The sequence below is a fragment of the Streptomyces sp. HP-A2021 genome, assembly GCF_022807935.1.
GTDB lineage: Bacteria > Actinomycetota > Actinomycetes > Streptomycetales > Streptomycetaceae > Streptomyces > Streptomyces afghaniensis.
This window is the reverse complement of sequence record NZ_CP094344.1, coordinates 8,966,940-8,982,643: the sequence shown is the minus strand read 5'-3', so window position 1 is coordinate 8,982,643 and position 15,704 is coordinate 8,966,940. Positions and strand designations below refer to the sequence as shown.

General features: G+C 71.6%; 14 protein-coding genes. 10 read left to right on the top strand and 4 right to left on the bottom strand.

Features of this window, described 5'->3' with window-relative positions; translation table 11 throughout:
* Nucleotides 1-267 precede the first annotated feature (267 nt).
* From rhaI to MQE23_RS40360, 10 genes are all read left to right on the top strand, one after another.
* Nucleotides 268-1,428, top strand: a complete 1,161-nt coding sequence (gene rhaI, locus MQE23_RS40405) for an L-rhamnose isomerase (protein WP_020272449.1) — start codon at nt 268-270, stop codon at nt 1,426-1,428.
* 105 nt (nt 1,429-1,533) lie between these two features.
* Nucleotides 1,534-3,573: a bifunctional aldolase/short-chain dehydrogenase gene (locus MQE23_RS40400; protein ID WP_243381768.1), complete on the top strand. Its 2,040-nt coding sequence runs from the start codon at nt 1,534-1,536 to the stop codon at nt 3,571-3,573.
* Complete coding sequence (locus MQE23_RS40395; RefSeq protein ID WP_243381766.1) at nt 3,570-5,045, top strand: rhamnulokinase family protein; 1,476 nt, start codon at nt 3,570-3,572, stop codon at nt 5,043-5,045. Before MQE23_RS40400 ends, MQE23_RS40395 begins: the two co-directional genes overlap by 4 nt.
* Nucleotides 5,046-5,116: 71 nt before the next feature.
* On the top strand, nt 5,117-5,872 hold the full coding sequence (locus tag MQE23_RS40390; protein ID WP_243381765.1) for a (Fe-S)-binding protein: 756 nt from the start codon (nt 5,117-5,119) through the stop codon (nt 5,870-5,872).
* Nucleotides 5,869-7,347 carry a LutB/LldF family L-lactate oxidation iron-sulfur protein gene (locus tag MQE23_RS40385; RefSeq protein WP_243381763.1) on the top strand — a complete coding sequence of 493 codons (1,479 nt, stop codon included), beginning with the start codon at nt 5,869-5,871 and terminating at the stop codon, nt 7,345-7,347. Before MQE23_RS40390 ends, MQE23_RS40385 begins: the two co-directional genes overlap by 4 nt.
* A complete protein-coding gene (locus MQE23_RS40380; RefSeq protein ID WP_243381761.1) occupies nt 7,344-7,991 on the top strand; it encodes a lactate utilization protein C in 648 nt (215 codons plus the stop codon). Before MQE23_RS40385 ends, MQE23_RS40380 begins: the two co-directional genes overlap by 4 nt.
* Before the next feature lie 161 nt (nt 7,992-8,152).
* Nucleotides 8,153-8,938 carry an ABC transporter ATP-binding protein gene (locus tag MQE23_RS40375; protein WP_020272443.1) on the top strand — a complete coding sequence of 262 codons (786 nt, stop codon included), beginning with the start codon at nt 8,153-8,155 and terminating at the stop codon, nt 8,936-8,938.
* A 3-nt stretch (nt 8,939-8,941) separates the two neighbouring features.
* A complete protein-coding gene (locus tag MQE23_RS40370) occupies nt 8,942-10,252 on the top strand; it encodes an FtsX-like permease family protein (RefSeq protein ID WP_243381759.1) in 1,311 nt (436 codons plus the stop codon).
* A gap of 131 nt (nt 10,253-10,383) precedes the next feature.
* Nucleotides 10,384-11,241: a MoxR family ATPase gene (locus MQE23_RS40365; RefSeq protein ID WP_243381757.1), complete on the top strand. Its 858-nt coding sequence runs from the start codon at nt 10,384-10,386 to the stop codon at nt 11,239-11,241.
* On the top strand, nt 11,238-12,596 hold the full coding sequence (locus tag MQE23_RS40360) for a VWA domain-containing protein (RefSeq protein ID WP_243381756.1): 1,359 nt from the start codon (nt 11,238-11,240) through the stop codon (nt 12,594-12,596). The genes MQE23_RS40365 and MQE23_RS40360 overlap by 4 nt, the downstream gene beginning before the upstream one ends.
* Here the strand turns inward: MQE23_RS40360 and MQE23_RS40355 are convergent, their stop codons facing one another.
* The 4 genes from MQE23_RS40355 to MQE23_RS40340 form a co-directional block, all read right to left on the bottom strand.
* On the bottom strand, nt 12,597-13,301 hold the full coding sequence (locus MQE23_RS40355) for an SDR family oxidoreductase (protein WP_243381755.1): 705 nt from the start codon (nt 13,299-13,301) through the stop codon (nt 12,597-12,599).
* A 112-nt stretch (nt 13,302-13,413) separates the two neighbouring features.
* A complete protein-coding gene (locus MQE23_RS40350; RefSeq protein ID WP_020272438.1) occupies nt 13,414-13,773 on the bottom strand; it encodes a cupin domain-containing protein in 360 nt (119 codons plus the stop codon).
* Nucleotides 13,774-13,913: 140 nt separating this feature from the next.
* On the bottom strand, nt 13,914-14,891 hold the full coding sequence (locus MQE23_RS40345) for a pyridoxal-phosphate dependent enzyme (protein ID WP_020272437.1): 978 nt from the start codon (nt 14,889-14,891) through the stop codon (nt 13,914-13,916).
* Nucleotides 14,888-15,580 (bottom strand): PAS domain-containing protein, encoded by a 693-nt coding sequence (locus MQE23_RS40340; RefSeq protein WP_243381753.1) that lies wholly within the window; start codon nt 15,578-15,580, stop codon nt 14,888-14,890. The genes MQE23_RS40345 and MQE23_RS40340 overlap by 4 nt, the downstream gene beginning before the upstream one ends.
* Nucleotides 15,581-15,704 lie beyond the last annotated feature (124 nt).

Sequence of the window (15,704 nt, the reverse complement as noted above, 5' to 3'; positions counted from 1 at the left end):
GGCTCCTCGACGACGCCGGCGGGACGGCCTCTCGGCGTCGTGGGCGTCGTGAAAGGTTTCAACTGGGTTGCCGGGACGTTAGGCGGGTCGCGCATGTCACGTCAATGGGTTCCGGTCGAAAATGTTTCGAGGACAGAAGGTCACGCCCTGGTCACGAGTAACCGTGTCGACCGGAGGGGTTGACACCCCTTCGGGGGGCCCATAACTTCGCGTCCTGAATCGTTTCATTCGGTGGTCGTTACGACCCGATGCCTCAGGAGCCCTGACGTGACCGAGCTCGCCGCGGTGAAGGCCGCTCTCAAGACCCAGGCAGTCGAGACGCCGTCGTGGGCGTACGGGAACTCGGGCACGCGCTTCAAGGTGTTCGCGCAAGCGGGTGTGCCGCGCAATCCGTACGAGAAACTGGACGACGCGGCGAAGGTGCACGAGTTCACGGGTGTCGCCCCGACGGTCGCCCTGCACATTCCGTGGGACAAGGTCGACGACTACGCGGCGCTGGCGAAGCACGCGGAGCAGAGCGGGGTGAAGCTCGGCGCGATCAACTCCAACACGTTCCAGGACGACGACTACAAGCTCGGGAGCATCTGCCACCCGGAGGCTTCTGTGCGCCGCAAGGCCGTCGACCATCTGCTGGAGTGTGTCGACATCATGGATGCGACGGGTTCGACGGACCTGAAGCTGTGGTTCGCCGACGGGACGAACTATCCCGGGCAGGACGACATCCGGGCCCGGCAGGACCGGCTCGCCGAGGGGCTCGCGGAGGTCTACGAGCGGCTGGGCGACGGGCAGCGGATGCTGCTGGAGTACAAGTTCTTCGAGCCGGCCTTCTACTCGACCGATGTGCCGGACTGGGGCACCGCGTACGCCCACTGCCTGAAGCTCGGGCCGAAGGCGCAGGTCGTCGTCGACACCGGGCATCACGCGCCGGGCACCAATATCGAGTTCATCGTGGCGACGCTTTTGCGGGAGGGGAAGCTCGGAGGGTTCGACTTCAACTCGCGGTTCTACGCGGATGACGACCTGATGGTGGGTGCGGCGGACCCCTTCCAGCTGTTCCGGATCATGTACGAGGTCGTGCGGGGCGGCGGGTTCTCGCCCGACGTCGCGTTCATGCTCGACCAGTGCCACAACATCGAGGCGAAGATCCCGGCGATCATCCGGTCGGTGATGAACGTGCAGGAGGCGACGGCGAAGGCGCTTCTGGTCGACGGGGACGCGTTGGGTGCGGCGCAGCGCAGCGGGGATGTGCTGGAGGCGAATGCCGTGCTGATGGATGCGTACAACACGGATGTGCGGCCGTTGCTGCGGGAGGTGCGGGAGGAGATGGGGTTGGACCCCGAGCCCATTGCGGCGTACCGGCGGTCCGGGTGGGCCGAGCAGATCGTGGCCGAGCGGGTTGGTGGGCAGCAGGCCGGCTGGGGAGCGTGAGCGTCTGCCGGGTTCTGTTTGATTTCGGGCTGCGGGCCGGTTGTGGCTGGTCGCGCAGTTCCCCGCGCCCCTGAACTACACACCCTCCGTTGCAAAGGAACTGTCATGGCAACCCATCCCGAAGCTGCCGCTCTGCTGGCCCGGTCGCACCGGCTCGGGGCCGATCCGCGTAACACCAACTACGCCGGAGGCAACGCCTCCGCCAAGGGCACCGAGACCGACCCCGTGACCGGTGGTGACGTCGAGTTGATGTGGGTCAAGGGGTCCGGTGGGGATCTCGGGACGCTGACCGAGGCCGGGCTCGCCGTGCTGCGGCTGGACCGGATGCGGGCGCTCGTCGACGTCTACCCGGGCGTGGAGCGCGAGGACGAGATGGTCGCCGCGTTCGACTACTGCCTGCACGGGAAGGGCGGCGCGGCTCCCTCCATCGACACGGCCATGCACGGGCTGGTCGAGGCCGCCCACGTCGATCACCTCCACCCGGACTCCGGTATCGCGCTGGCGTGTGCCGCCGACGGGGAGAAGCTGACCGCCGAGTGTTTCGGGGACAGTGTCGTGTGGGTGCCGTGGCGGCGGCCCGGATTCCAGCTGGGGCTGGACATCGCCGCCGTGAAGGAGGCCAATCCGCAGGCCATCGGGTGCATTCTCGGCGGACACGGGATCACCGCCTGGGGCGACACGTCCGAGGAGTGCGAGCGGAACTCGCTGCACATCATCCGGACCGCGGAGAAGTTCCTCGCCGAGCGCGGCAAGGACGAGCCCTTCGGGCCGGTGATCGAGGGGTACGCCGCGCTGGGTGCCGGGGAGCGCCGGGAGCGGGCCGCCGCACTCGCGCCGTACGTCCGTGCCCTCGCCTCCCAGGACCGGCCTCACGTCGGGCACTTCAACGACTCCGAGGTGGTCCTCGACTTCCTCGCGAGCGCCGAGCATCCGCGGCTTGCCGCGCTGGGCACCTCCTGCCCGGACCACTTCCTGCGGACCAAGGTGCGGCCGCTGGTCCTCGACCTGCCGCCGACGGCTCCGCTCGACGAGGCGATCGCCCGGCTGAAGGAGCTGCACGCGGAGTACCGCGAGGAGTACGCCGCCTACTACCAGCGGCACGCCTTGCCCGACTCCCCCGCCATGCGCGGCGCCGACCCGGCGATCGTGCTGGTCCCGGGCGTGGGCATGTTCAGCTTCGGCAAGGACAAGCAGACCGCCCGGGTGGCCGGCGAGTTCTACGTCAACGCCATCAATGTGATGCACGGGGCGGAGGCCGTGTCCACGTACGCGCCGATCGAGGAGTCCGAGAAGTTCCGCATCGAGTACTGGGCGCTGGAGGAGGCCAAGCTCCAGCGGATGCCGAAGCCCAAGGCGCTCGCGACGCGGGTGGCGCTGGTGACCGGTGCCGGCAGCGGGATCGGGAAGGCCATCGCGCACCGGCTCGCGGCCGAGGGAGCGTGTGTGGTCGTCGCGGACCTCAACGGTGACAACGCCCAGGCCGTCGCCGAGGAGCTGGGCGGTCCGGACAAGGCCGTCGCCGTGACCGTGGACGTGACGTCCGAGGAGCAGATCGCCGAGGCGTTCAAGGCTGCCGTGCTGGCGTTCGGCGGTGTCGATCTGGTCCTCAACAACGCCGGTATCTCGATCTCCAAGCCGCTGCTGGAGACCTCGGCGAAGGACTGGGACCTCCAGCACGACATCATGGCGCGCGGGTCCTTCCTCGTGTCGCGGGAAGCGGCGCGGGTGATGATCGCGCAGGAGCTGGGCGGCGACATCGTCTACATCGCGTCGAAGAACGCCGTGTTCGCCGGGCCCAACAACATCGCCTACTCGGCCACCAAGGCCGACCAGGCCCATCAGGTGCGGCTGCTCGCCGCCGAGCTGGGGGAGCACGGCATCCGCGTCAACGGCGTGAACCCCGACGGTGTGGTGCGCGGCTCCGGGATCTTCGCCGGCGGCTGGGGCGCCAAGCGGGCCGCCGTGTACGGGGTCGAGGAGGAGAAGCTCGGCGAGTTCTACGCCCAGCGGACCATCCTCAAGCGTGAGGTGCTCCCCGAGCATGTCGCGAACGCGGTCTTCGCCCTCACCGGCGGCGACCTGACCCACACCACCGGGCTGCACATCCCGGTCGACGCCGGCGTCGCGGCCGCCTTCCTGCGGTGAGCGCGGCCGTGATGTCGTACGCCGCGGTCGACCTCGGCGCGTCCAGCGGGCGCGTCATGGCCGGCCGCGTCGGACCCGACAGCCTGGAGCTGACCGAGGCACACCGCTTCCCGAACCGGCCCGTGCGCGTGCCCGAGGGGCTGCGCTGGGACGTGCTCGGTCTGTACGCGGGGGTGCTGGAGGGGCTGAAGGCGGCCGGGCAGGTCGACTCCGTCGGGATCGACAGCTGGGCCGTGGACTACGGGCTGCTCGACGCGGACGGGGCGCTGCTCGGCAATCCCGTGCACTACCGGGACGCCCGGACGGAGGGGGTCGCGGAGAAGGTGTGGGCGACCGTACCGGCGGACGAGCTGTACGCGGCGACCGGGTTGCAGTACGCGCCCTTCAACACCGTGTACCAGCTGACGGCGGCCCGCTCCTCGGCCCAGCTGTCCTCCGCCCGGCGGCTGCTGCTCATGCCCGACCTCCTGACGTACTGGCTCACCGGCGAGCAGGGCACCGAGCTCACCAACGCCTCGACGACCCAGTTGATCGACCCCCGGACGCGCGACTGGTCGTACGACGTCGCCTCGCGGCTGGGTATCGACCTGAGCCTGTTCGCGCCGCTGCGGCAGCCCGGTGATCCGGCGGGTGTGTTGCGGGAGGCGGTGCTGGAGGAGACCGGGCTGACCGGGCCCGTGCCCGTGACGGCGGTCGGGTCGCACGACACCGCGTCGGCGGTGGCCGCCGTACCCGCCGGGCGGGAGCGGTTCGCGTACATCTGCACCGGCACCTGGTCCCTGGCCGGTCTGGAGCTGGACGCGCCGGTGCTGACCGAGGAGAGCCGGACGGCCAACTTCACCAACGAGCTGGGTCTGGACGGCACCGTCCGGTATCTGCGCAACATCATGGGGCTGTGGCTGCTCCAGGAGTGCGTGCGGGCCTGGGGCGACCCGGACCTCGGCGCGCTGCTGCTGGAGGCGTCCAAGGTGGAGGCGCTGCGGTCGGTCGTGGACGCCGGTGACCCGGCGTTTCTCGCGCCGGGGCGGATGCCGGAGCGGATCGCCGAGGCGTGCCGGGCTTCGGGGCAACCGGTGCCGGAGTCGCCGGCCGAGGTGACGCGCTGCATCCTCGACTCCCTCGCCCTCGCCCACCGCAAGGCGATCCAGGACGCGCAGCGGCTCGCCGGGCATCCGGTCGACGTGGTGCACGTGGTGGGCGGCGGGACGCGCAACGCGCTGCTGTGCCAGCTGACCGCCGACGCCTGCGGGCTGCCGGTGGTGGCGGGGCCGACCGAGGCCGCCGCCCTGGGGAACGTGCTCGTGCAGGCGCGGGCCCACGGTCTGGCCGGTGACCTCGCGGGGATGCGGCGGCTGCTCGTCCGTACCCAGCCGCTCACGCGGTACGAGCCGCGCGGCGGGGCCGAGCGGTGGCGCGCCGCGCAGGACCGGCTCGCCGGTCGCGCCGCGCAGGACCGGCTCGCCGGGGACTGACGGGGTCTCCCCCGGGCCCCGTCCCCGGACTACGCTGCAACTCATCCGATGATCGACCACAAGGAGCCGCGATGCGTGTCGCCCTGTTCCTGACCTGCGTCAACGACACGCTGTATCCGGACACCGGTCGCGCCGTGGTGAAACTGCTGACCAGACTGGGCGTCGACGTCGACTTCCCGATGGCGCAGACCTGCTGCGGCCAGGCGCACTACAACACCGGATACCGTCACGAGGCGGAGCCGCTCGCCCGGCACTTCTCCGATGTCTTCGGCGAGTACGAGGCGATCGTGACGCCGTCCGGGTCGTGCGGGGCGATGGTGCGCGAGCTGTATCCGCGGATGGGCGAGCGGGCCCGGGCCGAGGGGCACGGGGACACCCTCGCGGCCACGCTGGCGCCGGTGGTGCCGAAGACGTACGAGCTCACGGAGTTCCTGGTCGACGTGCTGGGCGTGACGGACGTCGGGGCGTACTACCCGCACAAGGTGACGTACCACCCGACCTGTCACGGCCTGCGCGGGCTGGGCCTCGGCGACCGGCCGCGGCGGCTGCTGCAGGCCGTGAAGGGGCTGGAGCTGGCCGAGCTGCCGGGGGCGGACGAGTGCTGCGGGTTCGGCGGCACCTTCGCGCTGAAGAACGCCGACGTCTCGGCGGCCATGGGCGCCGACAAGGTGCGCAACGCCGAGTCGACGGGCGCCGAGGTGCTGTGCGCGGCCGACAACTCCTGTCTGATGCACATCGGCGGGACCATGACCCGGCTGCGGACCGGCATGCGGCCGGTGCACATCGCGGAGATCCTGGCGAGCACGGAGGAGGAACCGGCCGTATGAGCGGAACGTTCGTCGGGATGCCGGCGTTTCCGGAGGCCGCGCGGGAGGCCGTGGGCAACACGACCCTGCGCGGCAATCTGCGGCACGCCACGCACACCATCCGCGCCAAGCGGGCCAAGGCCGTGACGGAGGTGTCCGACTGGGCCGAGCTGCGCGAGGCGGGCAAGCGGATCAAGGACCACACGCTGCGTCATCTCGACCGCTACTTGGAGCAGTTGGAGGAGGCGGTGACCGCGGCCGGCGGCATCGTCCACTGGGCCGCCGACGCGGCCGAGGCCAACGAGATCGTCACCCAGCTCGTGAAGATGACCGGGGAGTCGGAGGTCGTCAAGGTCAAGTCGATGGCCACGCAGGAGATCGGGCTCAACGAGGCGCTTCAGGCCGAGGGCATCCGCGCCTACGAGACGGATCTCGCCGAGCTGATCGTGCAGTTGGGCAAGGACCGGCCCTCGCACATCCTCGTCCCGGCCATCCACCGCAACCGCGGCGAGATCCGCGACATCTTCTCCCGGGAGATGAGCGAGTGGGGCCGCCCGGCCCCCGAGGGGCTCACCGACACGCCCGCCGAACTCGCCGAAGCGGCCCGGCTGCACCTGCGGGAGAAGTTCCTGCGGGCCAAGGTCGGCATCTCCGGGGCCAACTTCATGGTCGCCGAGACGGGCACGCTGGTCGTCGTCGAGTCGGAGGGCAACGGCCGGATGTGCCTGACGCTGCCCGAGACGCTGATCTCGGTCGTCGGCATCGAGAAGATCGTGCCGACGTGGCGGGACCTGGAGGTGTTCCTCCAGACCCTCCCCCGCTCCTCGACGGCGGAGCGCATGAACCCGTACACGTCGACGTGGACCGGCACGACCGAAGGGGACGGGCCGAGCACCTTCCATCTGGTGCTGCTGGACAACGGCCGCACCGACACCCTCGCCGACGAGGTCGGCCGGCAGGCGCTGCGCTGCATCCGCTGCTCGGCGTGTCTCAACGTGTGCCCGGTGTACGAACGGGCCGGCGGCCACGCCTACGGCTCGGTGTACCCGGGGCCGATCGGCGCGATCCTCAGCCCCCAACTGCGGGGCACGGGCAGTGAGATCGACGCCTCGCTGCCGTACGCGTCCTCGCTGTGCGGGGCGTGCTACGAGGTGTGCCCGGTCGCCATCGACATCCCCGAGGTGCTGGTGCACCTGCGGGAACGGGTCGTGGAGGGCGGGGAGGTCACCCGGGAGGGCAACAAGGTCGTGCTGCGGCCCGCGAAGGGGCATGCCGCCGAGCGGGCGGCGATGCGCGCGGCCCGCTGGGCGTTCACGCACCCGGGCGCGCTGCGCACCGGCCAGCGCGCCGCCTCCCGGACCCGGCGCTTCCATCCCCGTACGCTGCCGGGCCCGGGCAAGGCGTGGAGCGGGACCCGGGATCTGCCGCCGGTGCCGGCCGAGCCGTTCCGGGACTGGTGGCAGCGCACGCGTGGTGGGAAGGGCGGGGCCGAGTGAACAGCAAGGAACGGATTCTGGGCCGGGTGCGGCGCGCGCTGGCGGACGTACCGCGGGACGATCGGCCGTACGAGCAGGCGGTTGCGCGTGACTACGCGCGCGAGCACGGGGATCGGAGTGTCGAGGAGACCGTCGAACTGCTCGCCGAGAACCTGGCGGACTATCGGGCGATCGTGCACCGTACGGACGCCGAGGGGCTGGCCGGGCTGATCGCGGGGCTGCTGGAGAAGCGCGGGTCGACGTCGGTGCTCGCGCCGCCCGGGCTGGACGAGGGGTGGCTGGCGGCGACCGGTGTGACGCGGGTGGCGGACCGGGCGGAGAGCACGCCGCACGAACTCGACCGGGTGGACAGCGTGGTGACGGCCTGTGCGGTCGCGATCGCGGAGACCGGGACGATCGTGCTGGACGGCTCGCCCGACCAGGGCCGCCGCCGGATCACCCTCGTCCCGGACCACCACGTCTGTGTCGTGCGCGTCCCCGGCCAGGTCGTGTCGTCCGTACCGCAGGGCCTGGAACGCCTGGACCCGGCACGGCCGTTGACCTGGATCTCCGGGCCGTCGGCGACCAGTGACATCGAACTCGACCGGGTCGAGGGGGTGCACGGGCCGCGCACGCTGGAGGTGATCCTGGTGGGAGAGGCCTGACTCGTCGCCGGGGCCCGCTCGCGGCCCTGCACCCTGTCCCGAGCCGCGGGGTGTCGCTGAGTACACCCCGCGATACGGGTTCTGCGGCCAGTGTGGGCGAGTCTCGTTCTCCGTAGCGTCGTCGGCGAGGCACAGGGCGTGCCGGCCGAAGGGGGACGACGATGTTGCGCAACGGCTCACGACAGGACCAGGGCCCGGGACCCGCGGCCGAAGCGCTGCGGCTGGTCAAGGTCACCAAGACGTACGGGAGCGCCGACAGCGCCGTGACCGCGCTGGACGGTGTGACGCTCGGTCTGGGGCGGGGCACGTTCACGGCGGTGATGGGGCCGTCCGGTTCCGGCAAGTCGACGCTGTTGCAGTGCGCTGCGGGTCTCGACCGGCCCGACAGCGGGATCGTGCGGGTCGACGGCACTGAGCTGACGGGCGGCGGTGAGGCCGAGCTGACGAAGTTCCGGCGCGGCCGGATCGGGTTCGTGTTCCAGCAGTACAACCTGCTGGAGACGCTGACCGTCGCGCAGAACACGGTGCTGCCGCTGAAGCTGGCGGGGCGGCGCGTGGACCGGCGGCGGGTCCGGGAGGTGCTGACGGCCGTGGGGCTGGGCGACCGGCTCGGGCATCGACCGGACCAGTTGTCGGGCGGTCAGCGCCAGCGGGTCGCCATCGCCCGGGCGCTGGTCACCGAGCCGCGGGTGATCTTCGCGGACGAGCCGACGGGCGCGCTGGACACCCGCAGCGCGCGGGACGTGCTGCGGCTGCTGCGGGAGGCGGTGCGAGAGCACGGCCGGACGGTGGTGATGGTGACGCACGACCCGGTCGCCGCCTCGTACGCCGACAGCGTGCTGTTCCTCGCGGACGGCCGGCTGGCGGGCCGGATGGACGGCCCGACGGCGGACGCGGTCGCCGAGCGGCTCGCGCACCTGGGCGACGACGTGCCGGCGGGGGTGTGAGCCGTGTTCGTTCTCGCGATGCGGTCGATACGGCAGCGGCCGGGGCGGTTCCTCGCAACCCTGCTGTCCGCGTTCCTGGGCGCGGCGGTCATCATGACGTTCAACTCGATGCACGACACGGCCGGGCAGCCGGGTGTGGACCCGGTGAGCTCGGAGACGTTGTCCACCGCTGCGGGCGTGGTCGGCGGCTACGGCACCCTGCTGGTGTTCTTCGCGATCGCCTCGACGCTGACGGTGAACGTGCGTCAGCGGGCCGCCGAGATGGAGCTGTTGCGCTGTTCGGGGGCGACTCCGGCGCAGCTCAAGCGGATGGTGGTGGGCGAGGCGGTGGCCGTGGCCCTGGTGGGCGCGGCCCTGGCGATCGGACCGGCGATGCTCGGCGGCCGGGCGCTGCTCGGCGTGTTCCAGGACAGCGGACAGGTCGCCCGGTCCGTCGACCACTCCTTCGGTCCGGTGGCGTTGCAGACCGGTGCCGGCATCACGCTGCTGGCCGCCGCCGGTGCCGCGTTCCTCGCCGTGCGGCGGGCGACGGGCGGGAGCCGGCGGCGGGGCAGGGCGCGGAGGGTCCTCGCCTATGCGGCTCTGGTGGCCGGTGCGGTGTCCGTGACCTCGACGTTCGTGTTCTCGGCGACGGACGCGGCACTGATGGCGCCGCCGGCCTACGGGGCGATCCTGCTGTCCGTCGGATGCGCGCTGAAGGCACCGCGACTGCTGGCGGCGGTGCTGGACCGGCTGCCGCTCGGCGGCGCGAGCGGCTGGCTGGCGGTGCGCAATCTGCGTGAGCGGGCCGGGCAGCTCGCCGGGATCCTGATGTCACTGATCCTGTTCACCGCCGTCGCCACGGCGACGCTGACCATGCAGGCCGTGGAGAGCGACGCCCTCGCGGCCTCGGGGTCCGTGAAGTCGGTCGACGCGAAGAACCTGGAGACGCTCAACTTCACGGTCGTCGGCATCATCGTGGTCTTCGTCTGCCTGATGCTGGTCAACTCCCTCTACGCGGCGACCACGTACCGGGACCGGGAGTTCGGGCAGCAGCGCCTCGCCGGGGCCACCCCCGGGCAGGTGCTGGGCGTGGTGGGGGCCGAGGGGCTGGTCCTGACGGTCACCGGTGTGTGCTTCGGCACGCTGGCGGCGCTGGCGGGGATCGTCCCGTTCACCGTGGTCCGCACCGACGCGGTGCTGCCGGACCAGGCGTTCGGCGTGTGGCTCGGGGTCGTGGCGGTCGCGGCGGCGGTGACGCTGGGGACGGGTCTGGGCACGGCCCGGCGGGTGCTGCGCACTCCCGCGGTGCGGGCGGTGACCTCGGCGGCGTGACCCACGGCACGGCGAGGGTCGGCCGCTTCGGCGGCCGACCCCCGTGACAGCCTCGGTGAACAAGCGCTTAGATAGGTACGCCGTCAGACAGGTACTCCGTCCGCTGTCGCCGCCGACCCGGGAGGCCCCCGTTGTTCAAAACCGTCGACGACGTCTCCGCACGTCTGGCCGAGACCGGCTATCTCGCCTCGCCCGCCGTCGCCACGACCGTCTTCCTCGCCGACCGGCTGGGCAAGCCGCTGCTGGTGGAGGGCCCGGCAGGCGTCGGCAAGACGGAGCTCGCCAAGGCCGTGGCCGAGGTGGCGGGAGCGCGGCTGGTGCGCCTCCAGTGCTACGAGGGGGTCGACGAGTCCCGGGCCCTGTACGAGTGGAACCACGCCAAGCAGCTCCTGCGCATCAGCGCGGGCCGCGACGAGACGTGGGACGAGACGCGCACCGACATCTTCAGCGAGGAGTTCCTGCTCACACGGCCGCTGCTGACCGCCATCCGGGGCGACGACCCGAAGGTGCTGCTGATCGACGAGACCGACAAGGCGGACGTCGAGGTGGAGGGCCTGCTCCTGGAGGTGCTCAGCGACTTCCAGGTGACCGTGCCCGAGCTGGGCACCATCACCGCGACGCGCCGCCCCTTCGTCGTCCTCACGTCCAACGCGAGCCGGGAGCTGTCCGAGGCGCTGCGCCGCCGCTGTCTCTTCCTCCACATCGGTTTCCCCGAGGAGGAGCTGGAGCGCCGGATCGTACGGCTGAAGGTGCCGGCCCTCGACGAGACGCTGGCCCGCTCGATCGTCCGGGTCGTGGGCGCGCTGCGGGCGATGGACCTGCGCAAGGTGCCGTCGGTCGCCGAGACCATCGACTGGGCGCGCACGCTGCTCGCGCTCGGCGCGGACACCCTGGACGAGACGGTCGTGCGGGCCACCCTCGGTGTGCTCCTCAAGCACCAGGACGACGTGCTCAAGGCGACCGCCAAGCTCGACCTGGACGCCCTGTGACCACGGCGGCGGGTGTCGCGGAGCGGCTGACCTCCCTGGTCGGGGCGCTGCGCGCGCACGGAATCCGGATCGGCACCGGCGAGACGGTCGACGCGGCGCGGGCGGTCGAGGCGCTCGGCCTCGCGGACCGGGAGCTGCTGCGCGAGGGGCTCGCGGCGACTCTGCTGCACGGCACCGGGCAACGGCAGGTGTTCGACCCGGTCTTCGACCTGTACTTCCCGCGCGGCGTCGGCGGCCCGGAGCAGCGGGCCGCGGGACGGGAGGATCTGCGCGACCGGCTGGCGGCCGCACTCGCCGCCGACGACCAGGCGCTGCTGGGGCGGCTGGCGGTCGAGGCGGTCGACGGTTTCGGCGGCTACGGTTCCGCGCCGGAGTCGGACGGCTGGTCGTCGTACCAGACGCTGGAACGGCTGCGCCCGCAGACCCTGCTCGCCCGGGTCCGCGACGACGTGCGCGGCCAGGGCGGGAGTTCCGGTTTCGCGGACCGGCTGCTGGAGGACGAGATCCGGCGGCGTATCGAGACCTTCCGCGCGCTGGTGGCGGCGGAGGCGCGGCGCCGGGTCGCCGAGCGGCGCGGCCGGGACGAGATCGCCCGGCGGGCGGTGGCCCCGACCGCCGACCAGGTCGACTTCCTGTTCGCCGGGAAGGCCCGGCTGGCCGAGCTGCGCAGGACGGTTCAGCCGCTCGCCCGCAAGCTCGCGACCCGGCTCGCGGCCCGCCGCCGCCGCGCTTCCCGGGGCGCGATCGACCTCCGGCGGACCCTGCGCGGTTCGCTGTCGACGGGCGGCGTGCCGATGAAGCCGGTGCTGCGCAGACGGCGTCCCGCCCGACCCGAACTGGTGTTGCTGTGCGATGTGTCGGGATCGGTGTCCGGCTTCTCCGACTTCACGATGCTGCTGGTGCAGGCGGTGCACGACCAGTTCAGCAAGGTGCGGGTGTTCGCCTTCGTCAACCGGATCGACGAGGTGACCGGACTCCTCCGGCACGGCACCGCTGACCCGGAAGGACTCAGCGCCCGTATCCAGGCGGAGGCCACGCTCACGGGCTGGCACGGCAGCAGCGACTACGGCATGGCACTGGGCGAGTTCGCGGAGCGGTACGGCGACGCGGTCGGCCCGCGCACGACCGTGTTCGTCCTCGGTGACGCCCGTACGAACATGAGCGATCCGAACCTGCCGACCGTCCGGCAGATCGCCGAACGGGCCCGCCGTGTCTACTGGTTGAACCCCGAGCAGCGTTCGCGCTGGGGCACGGGCGATTCCGCCGCGCCCGCCTACGCCGAGCTGGTCGAGATGCACGAGTGCCGCACCGCCCGGCAGCTGAGTGCCCTGGTGGGGCGGCTGCTGCCGGTGTGATCAGGCGGCGGCGAGCTGCGGGTAGAGGGCGGCGGGGTCGGCCGCCAGCCCCGCCTTGACCTGCCGCGAGATGTCGTCGGCCAGGACCTCGAAGGCACCCGACGCGATCCCGTCGAGGGCCTGGGCCGCGACACTCTCGGCGGTGGACTTCGGGGCGTCGACGCCGGCGGTCAGATCGGTGTCGACGTACCCGACGTGCAGGCCGGTGACCTCGATGCCACGCGGCTTCAGGTCGAGTCGCAGCGAGTTGGTCTGGGACCAGAAGGCGGCCTTGGACGCACTGTAGGAGCCGGCGAGTCCGATCCACGACAGCACGGAGTGGACGTTGAGGAGGTGGCCGCCGCCGTTGCGCTCGATGACGGGGACGAAGGCCCGGGTCACCAGGAGCGGCCCGTAGAAGTTGGTCTCGAACTCGCGCCGGACGTCCTCGACGGGCGAGTCGAGGAAGTTCGCGTTCACCGACGCGCCCGCGTTGTTGATCAGCAGGGTGACGTCCTGCGCCTGCTCGGCGGCCGCCGCGATGGACGCCGGGTCGGTCACCTCCAGCGCGAGCGGCACGGCGTCGGGGTGCGTGACGGTGCGCGGGTCGCGGGCGGTGGCGTACACCTTCTTCGCGCCCCGCTCGTACAGTTCCGCGACCAGGGCCCGGCCGATGCCGCGGCTGCCGCCGGTGACCAGGGCTACGGAACCTTCGATGGCGGTCATGGGTCTCCCTCGCATCATCAACACTAGAAACCGATCGGTTTCCCTTCCCGGGAAGTGTAAACCGATCGGTTTCTCAGAGCAAGGACGGCCCCTCGGCCTCGGTGGACGCGGGCTACTCCTTCTTCGCGAACTCCCTCGCCGTCTGCCCCTGGAAGTCGTAGACCACGGCCTGCTCGTCGCCCACGACCCAGGCGTCGTGTCCGGGCGAGACGACGTAGACGTCGCCGGGGCCGACCTCGGTCTCGCCGCCGTCGTCCATGCGGATGTGCATGCGGCCTTGGAGGACGTAGCCGTTGTGGTGCATCTGGCAGGTGGCGGTGCCCGCGATCGGGGCCACGGACTCGGTCCAGCGCCAGCCGGGCTCGAACGTCGCCACGGCGAAGTCGAGATCCGTCATGTGGACGGCTTCCATGTGACCGCGGGGGAAATCACGCCGCTCGTCCGGCTTGTCGAGCGTCTTCACTTCCAGCATGACGCGCTCCCTTCAGGCCGCGGTGCCCCGCGGCCGGGCCCGGTCACCCGGCGGCCCTGGACACCGCCGTCGGCGGCCGGCCCCCTACCCCTCAATCGTCCGCCGGTCCATCCGGGGCCGCCAACCGGGGGAATGCCTGATCAGGCCTCGCTTCCGCAGAGCTCGGCGAAGCGCCCGGCGTCGATGTTGCCGCCGGAGAGGATGACGCCGACGCGGTGCGGGAGCGGGCCCGCGCGGCCGGTGAGCAGGGCCGCCAGCGGGGTGGCGCCGCTCGGCTCGAGGACGATCTTCAGGCGTTCGAAGGCGAACCTCATGGCGTCCCGGATCTCGTCGTCGGTGACCAGGACGACGTCGTCGACGAGCCGCCGGTTGACGGAGAAGGTGAGTTCGCCGGGCGTGTGCAGGGCCTGGCCGTCGGCGATGGTGTACGGGACCGGGATACTGATGCGCCGGCCCGCCTCCAGCGAGCGCTTGGTGTCGTCCCCGGCCTCCGGTTCGACACCGATCATGCGGATGTCCGGGTGCAGCCCCTTGGCCACCGTGGCACTGCCGGCCATAAGCCCGCCACCACCGACCGGTGTCAGCAGCGCCCCCAACTCCCCCACGTCTTCGAGAAGTTCGAGTGCCGCCGTGCCCTGTCCGGCCATGACGTGCGGATGCTCGTACGGCGGGATGACGGCGAGACCCCGCTCGGCGGCCAGGGCCTCGGCGATGGCGACGCGGTCGCCGGTGTAGCGGTCGTAGGTGACGATCTCGGCGCCGTAGCCGGCGGTGGCCGCCCGCTTCGAGGGCGGGGCGTCCTCCGGCATGACGATCACGGCCGTGGTGCCGAGCTCGCGGGCGGCCAGGGCGACGGCCTGGGCGTGGTTGCCGGAGGAGTAGGCGGCGATCCCCCGGGACAGCTGGTCTGGGGCGAGGCGGGAGGCGGCGTTGTAGGCGCCGCGGAACTTGAAGGCGCCGACGCGCTGGAAGTTCTCGCACTTGAGGTGAATCTCGGCGCCGGCGAGCGCGTCCAGAGTGCGGGAGCGCAGGACGGGCGTGCGGTGGGCGACGCCCTGGAGCCGGGCGGCGGCGTCCCGGACGTCGTCGAGGGTGACCGGTGGGGTGATGGTCGTCACGCGTGTCCTCCAGCGGAAGTGCCGGCAGCCGCACTGCGGGCGGCCCGGGCCTGGGAAAGGTAGTTGTAGGCGGAGGCGCGGGAGATGCCGAGCCGGGCGGCGACCTGCTCGACCGCGCCGCGCACGGCGAAGACCCCGCGCGTGTCGAGTCCGCCGAACAGTTCAAGGCGCTCGGCGCGGTCGAGCTCCGCCCAGCTGCCCCGCTGTTTCGACTGGTGGGCGTCGACGAGGGCGTCGACGACGGAGTCGATGTCGTTGCCGAAGGTGGTGGTCGGCAGCTCCGCGGGGGCCGCGCCGAGTCCGGCGAGGGCGCCGAGCAGGCCGTGGACCTGGCTGACGGCGCCGACGTCCACGTTGACGCAGAGCGCGCCGAAGACGGCTCCCGCGGAGTCCCTCAGGACCATCGTGGAGGACTTCACCAGCGTCCCGTTCCGGGTGCGGGTGACGTAGTTCAGTTCGTCGGCCGCCTCGTCCCCGTGGGAGAGGACACGCATGCCGATCTCGCTCATCGCGCCGCCCACCGTCCGCCCGGTCACCGATCCGGCCACGGCGACGACCGACTGCTCCGGCTTCCGGTAGTCGTGCAGCACGACTTCGCAGACCGGCCCGAAGGTCGCGGCGATCCCGTCGACGACCGGTTTCAGCGCGGCGAGGATCGCATCCCGTTCCGCGGTCAGAGCCTCTCTCATGAATCTAGACTACAGATCCAGGTGCTGGACCACCAGTCCAGATCTCCCCCAACGAATGGCAATGGTTTTCACATGACTTCGGCCAGAACCTGCTCTTGACATTCATTCCCATCTAGCGTGGCGC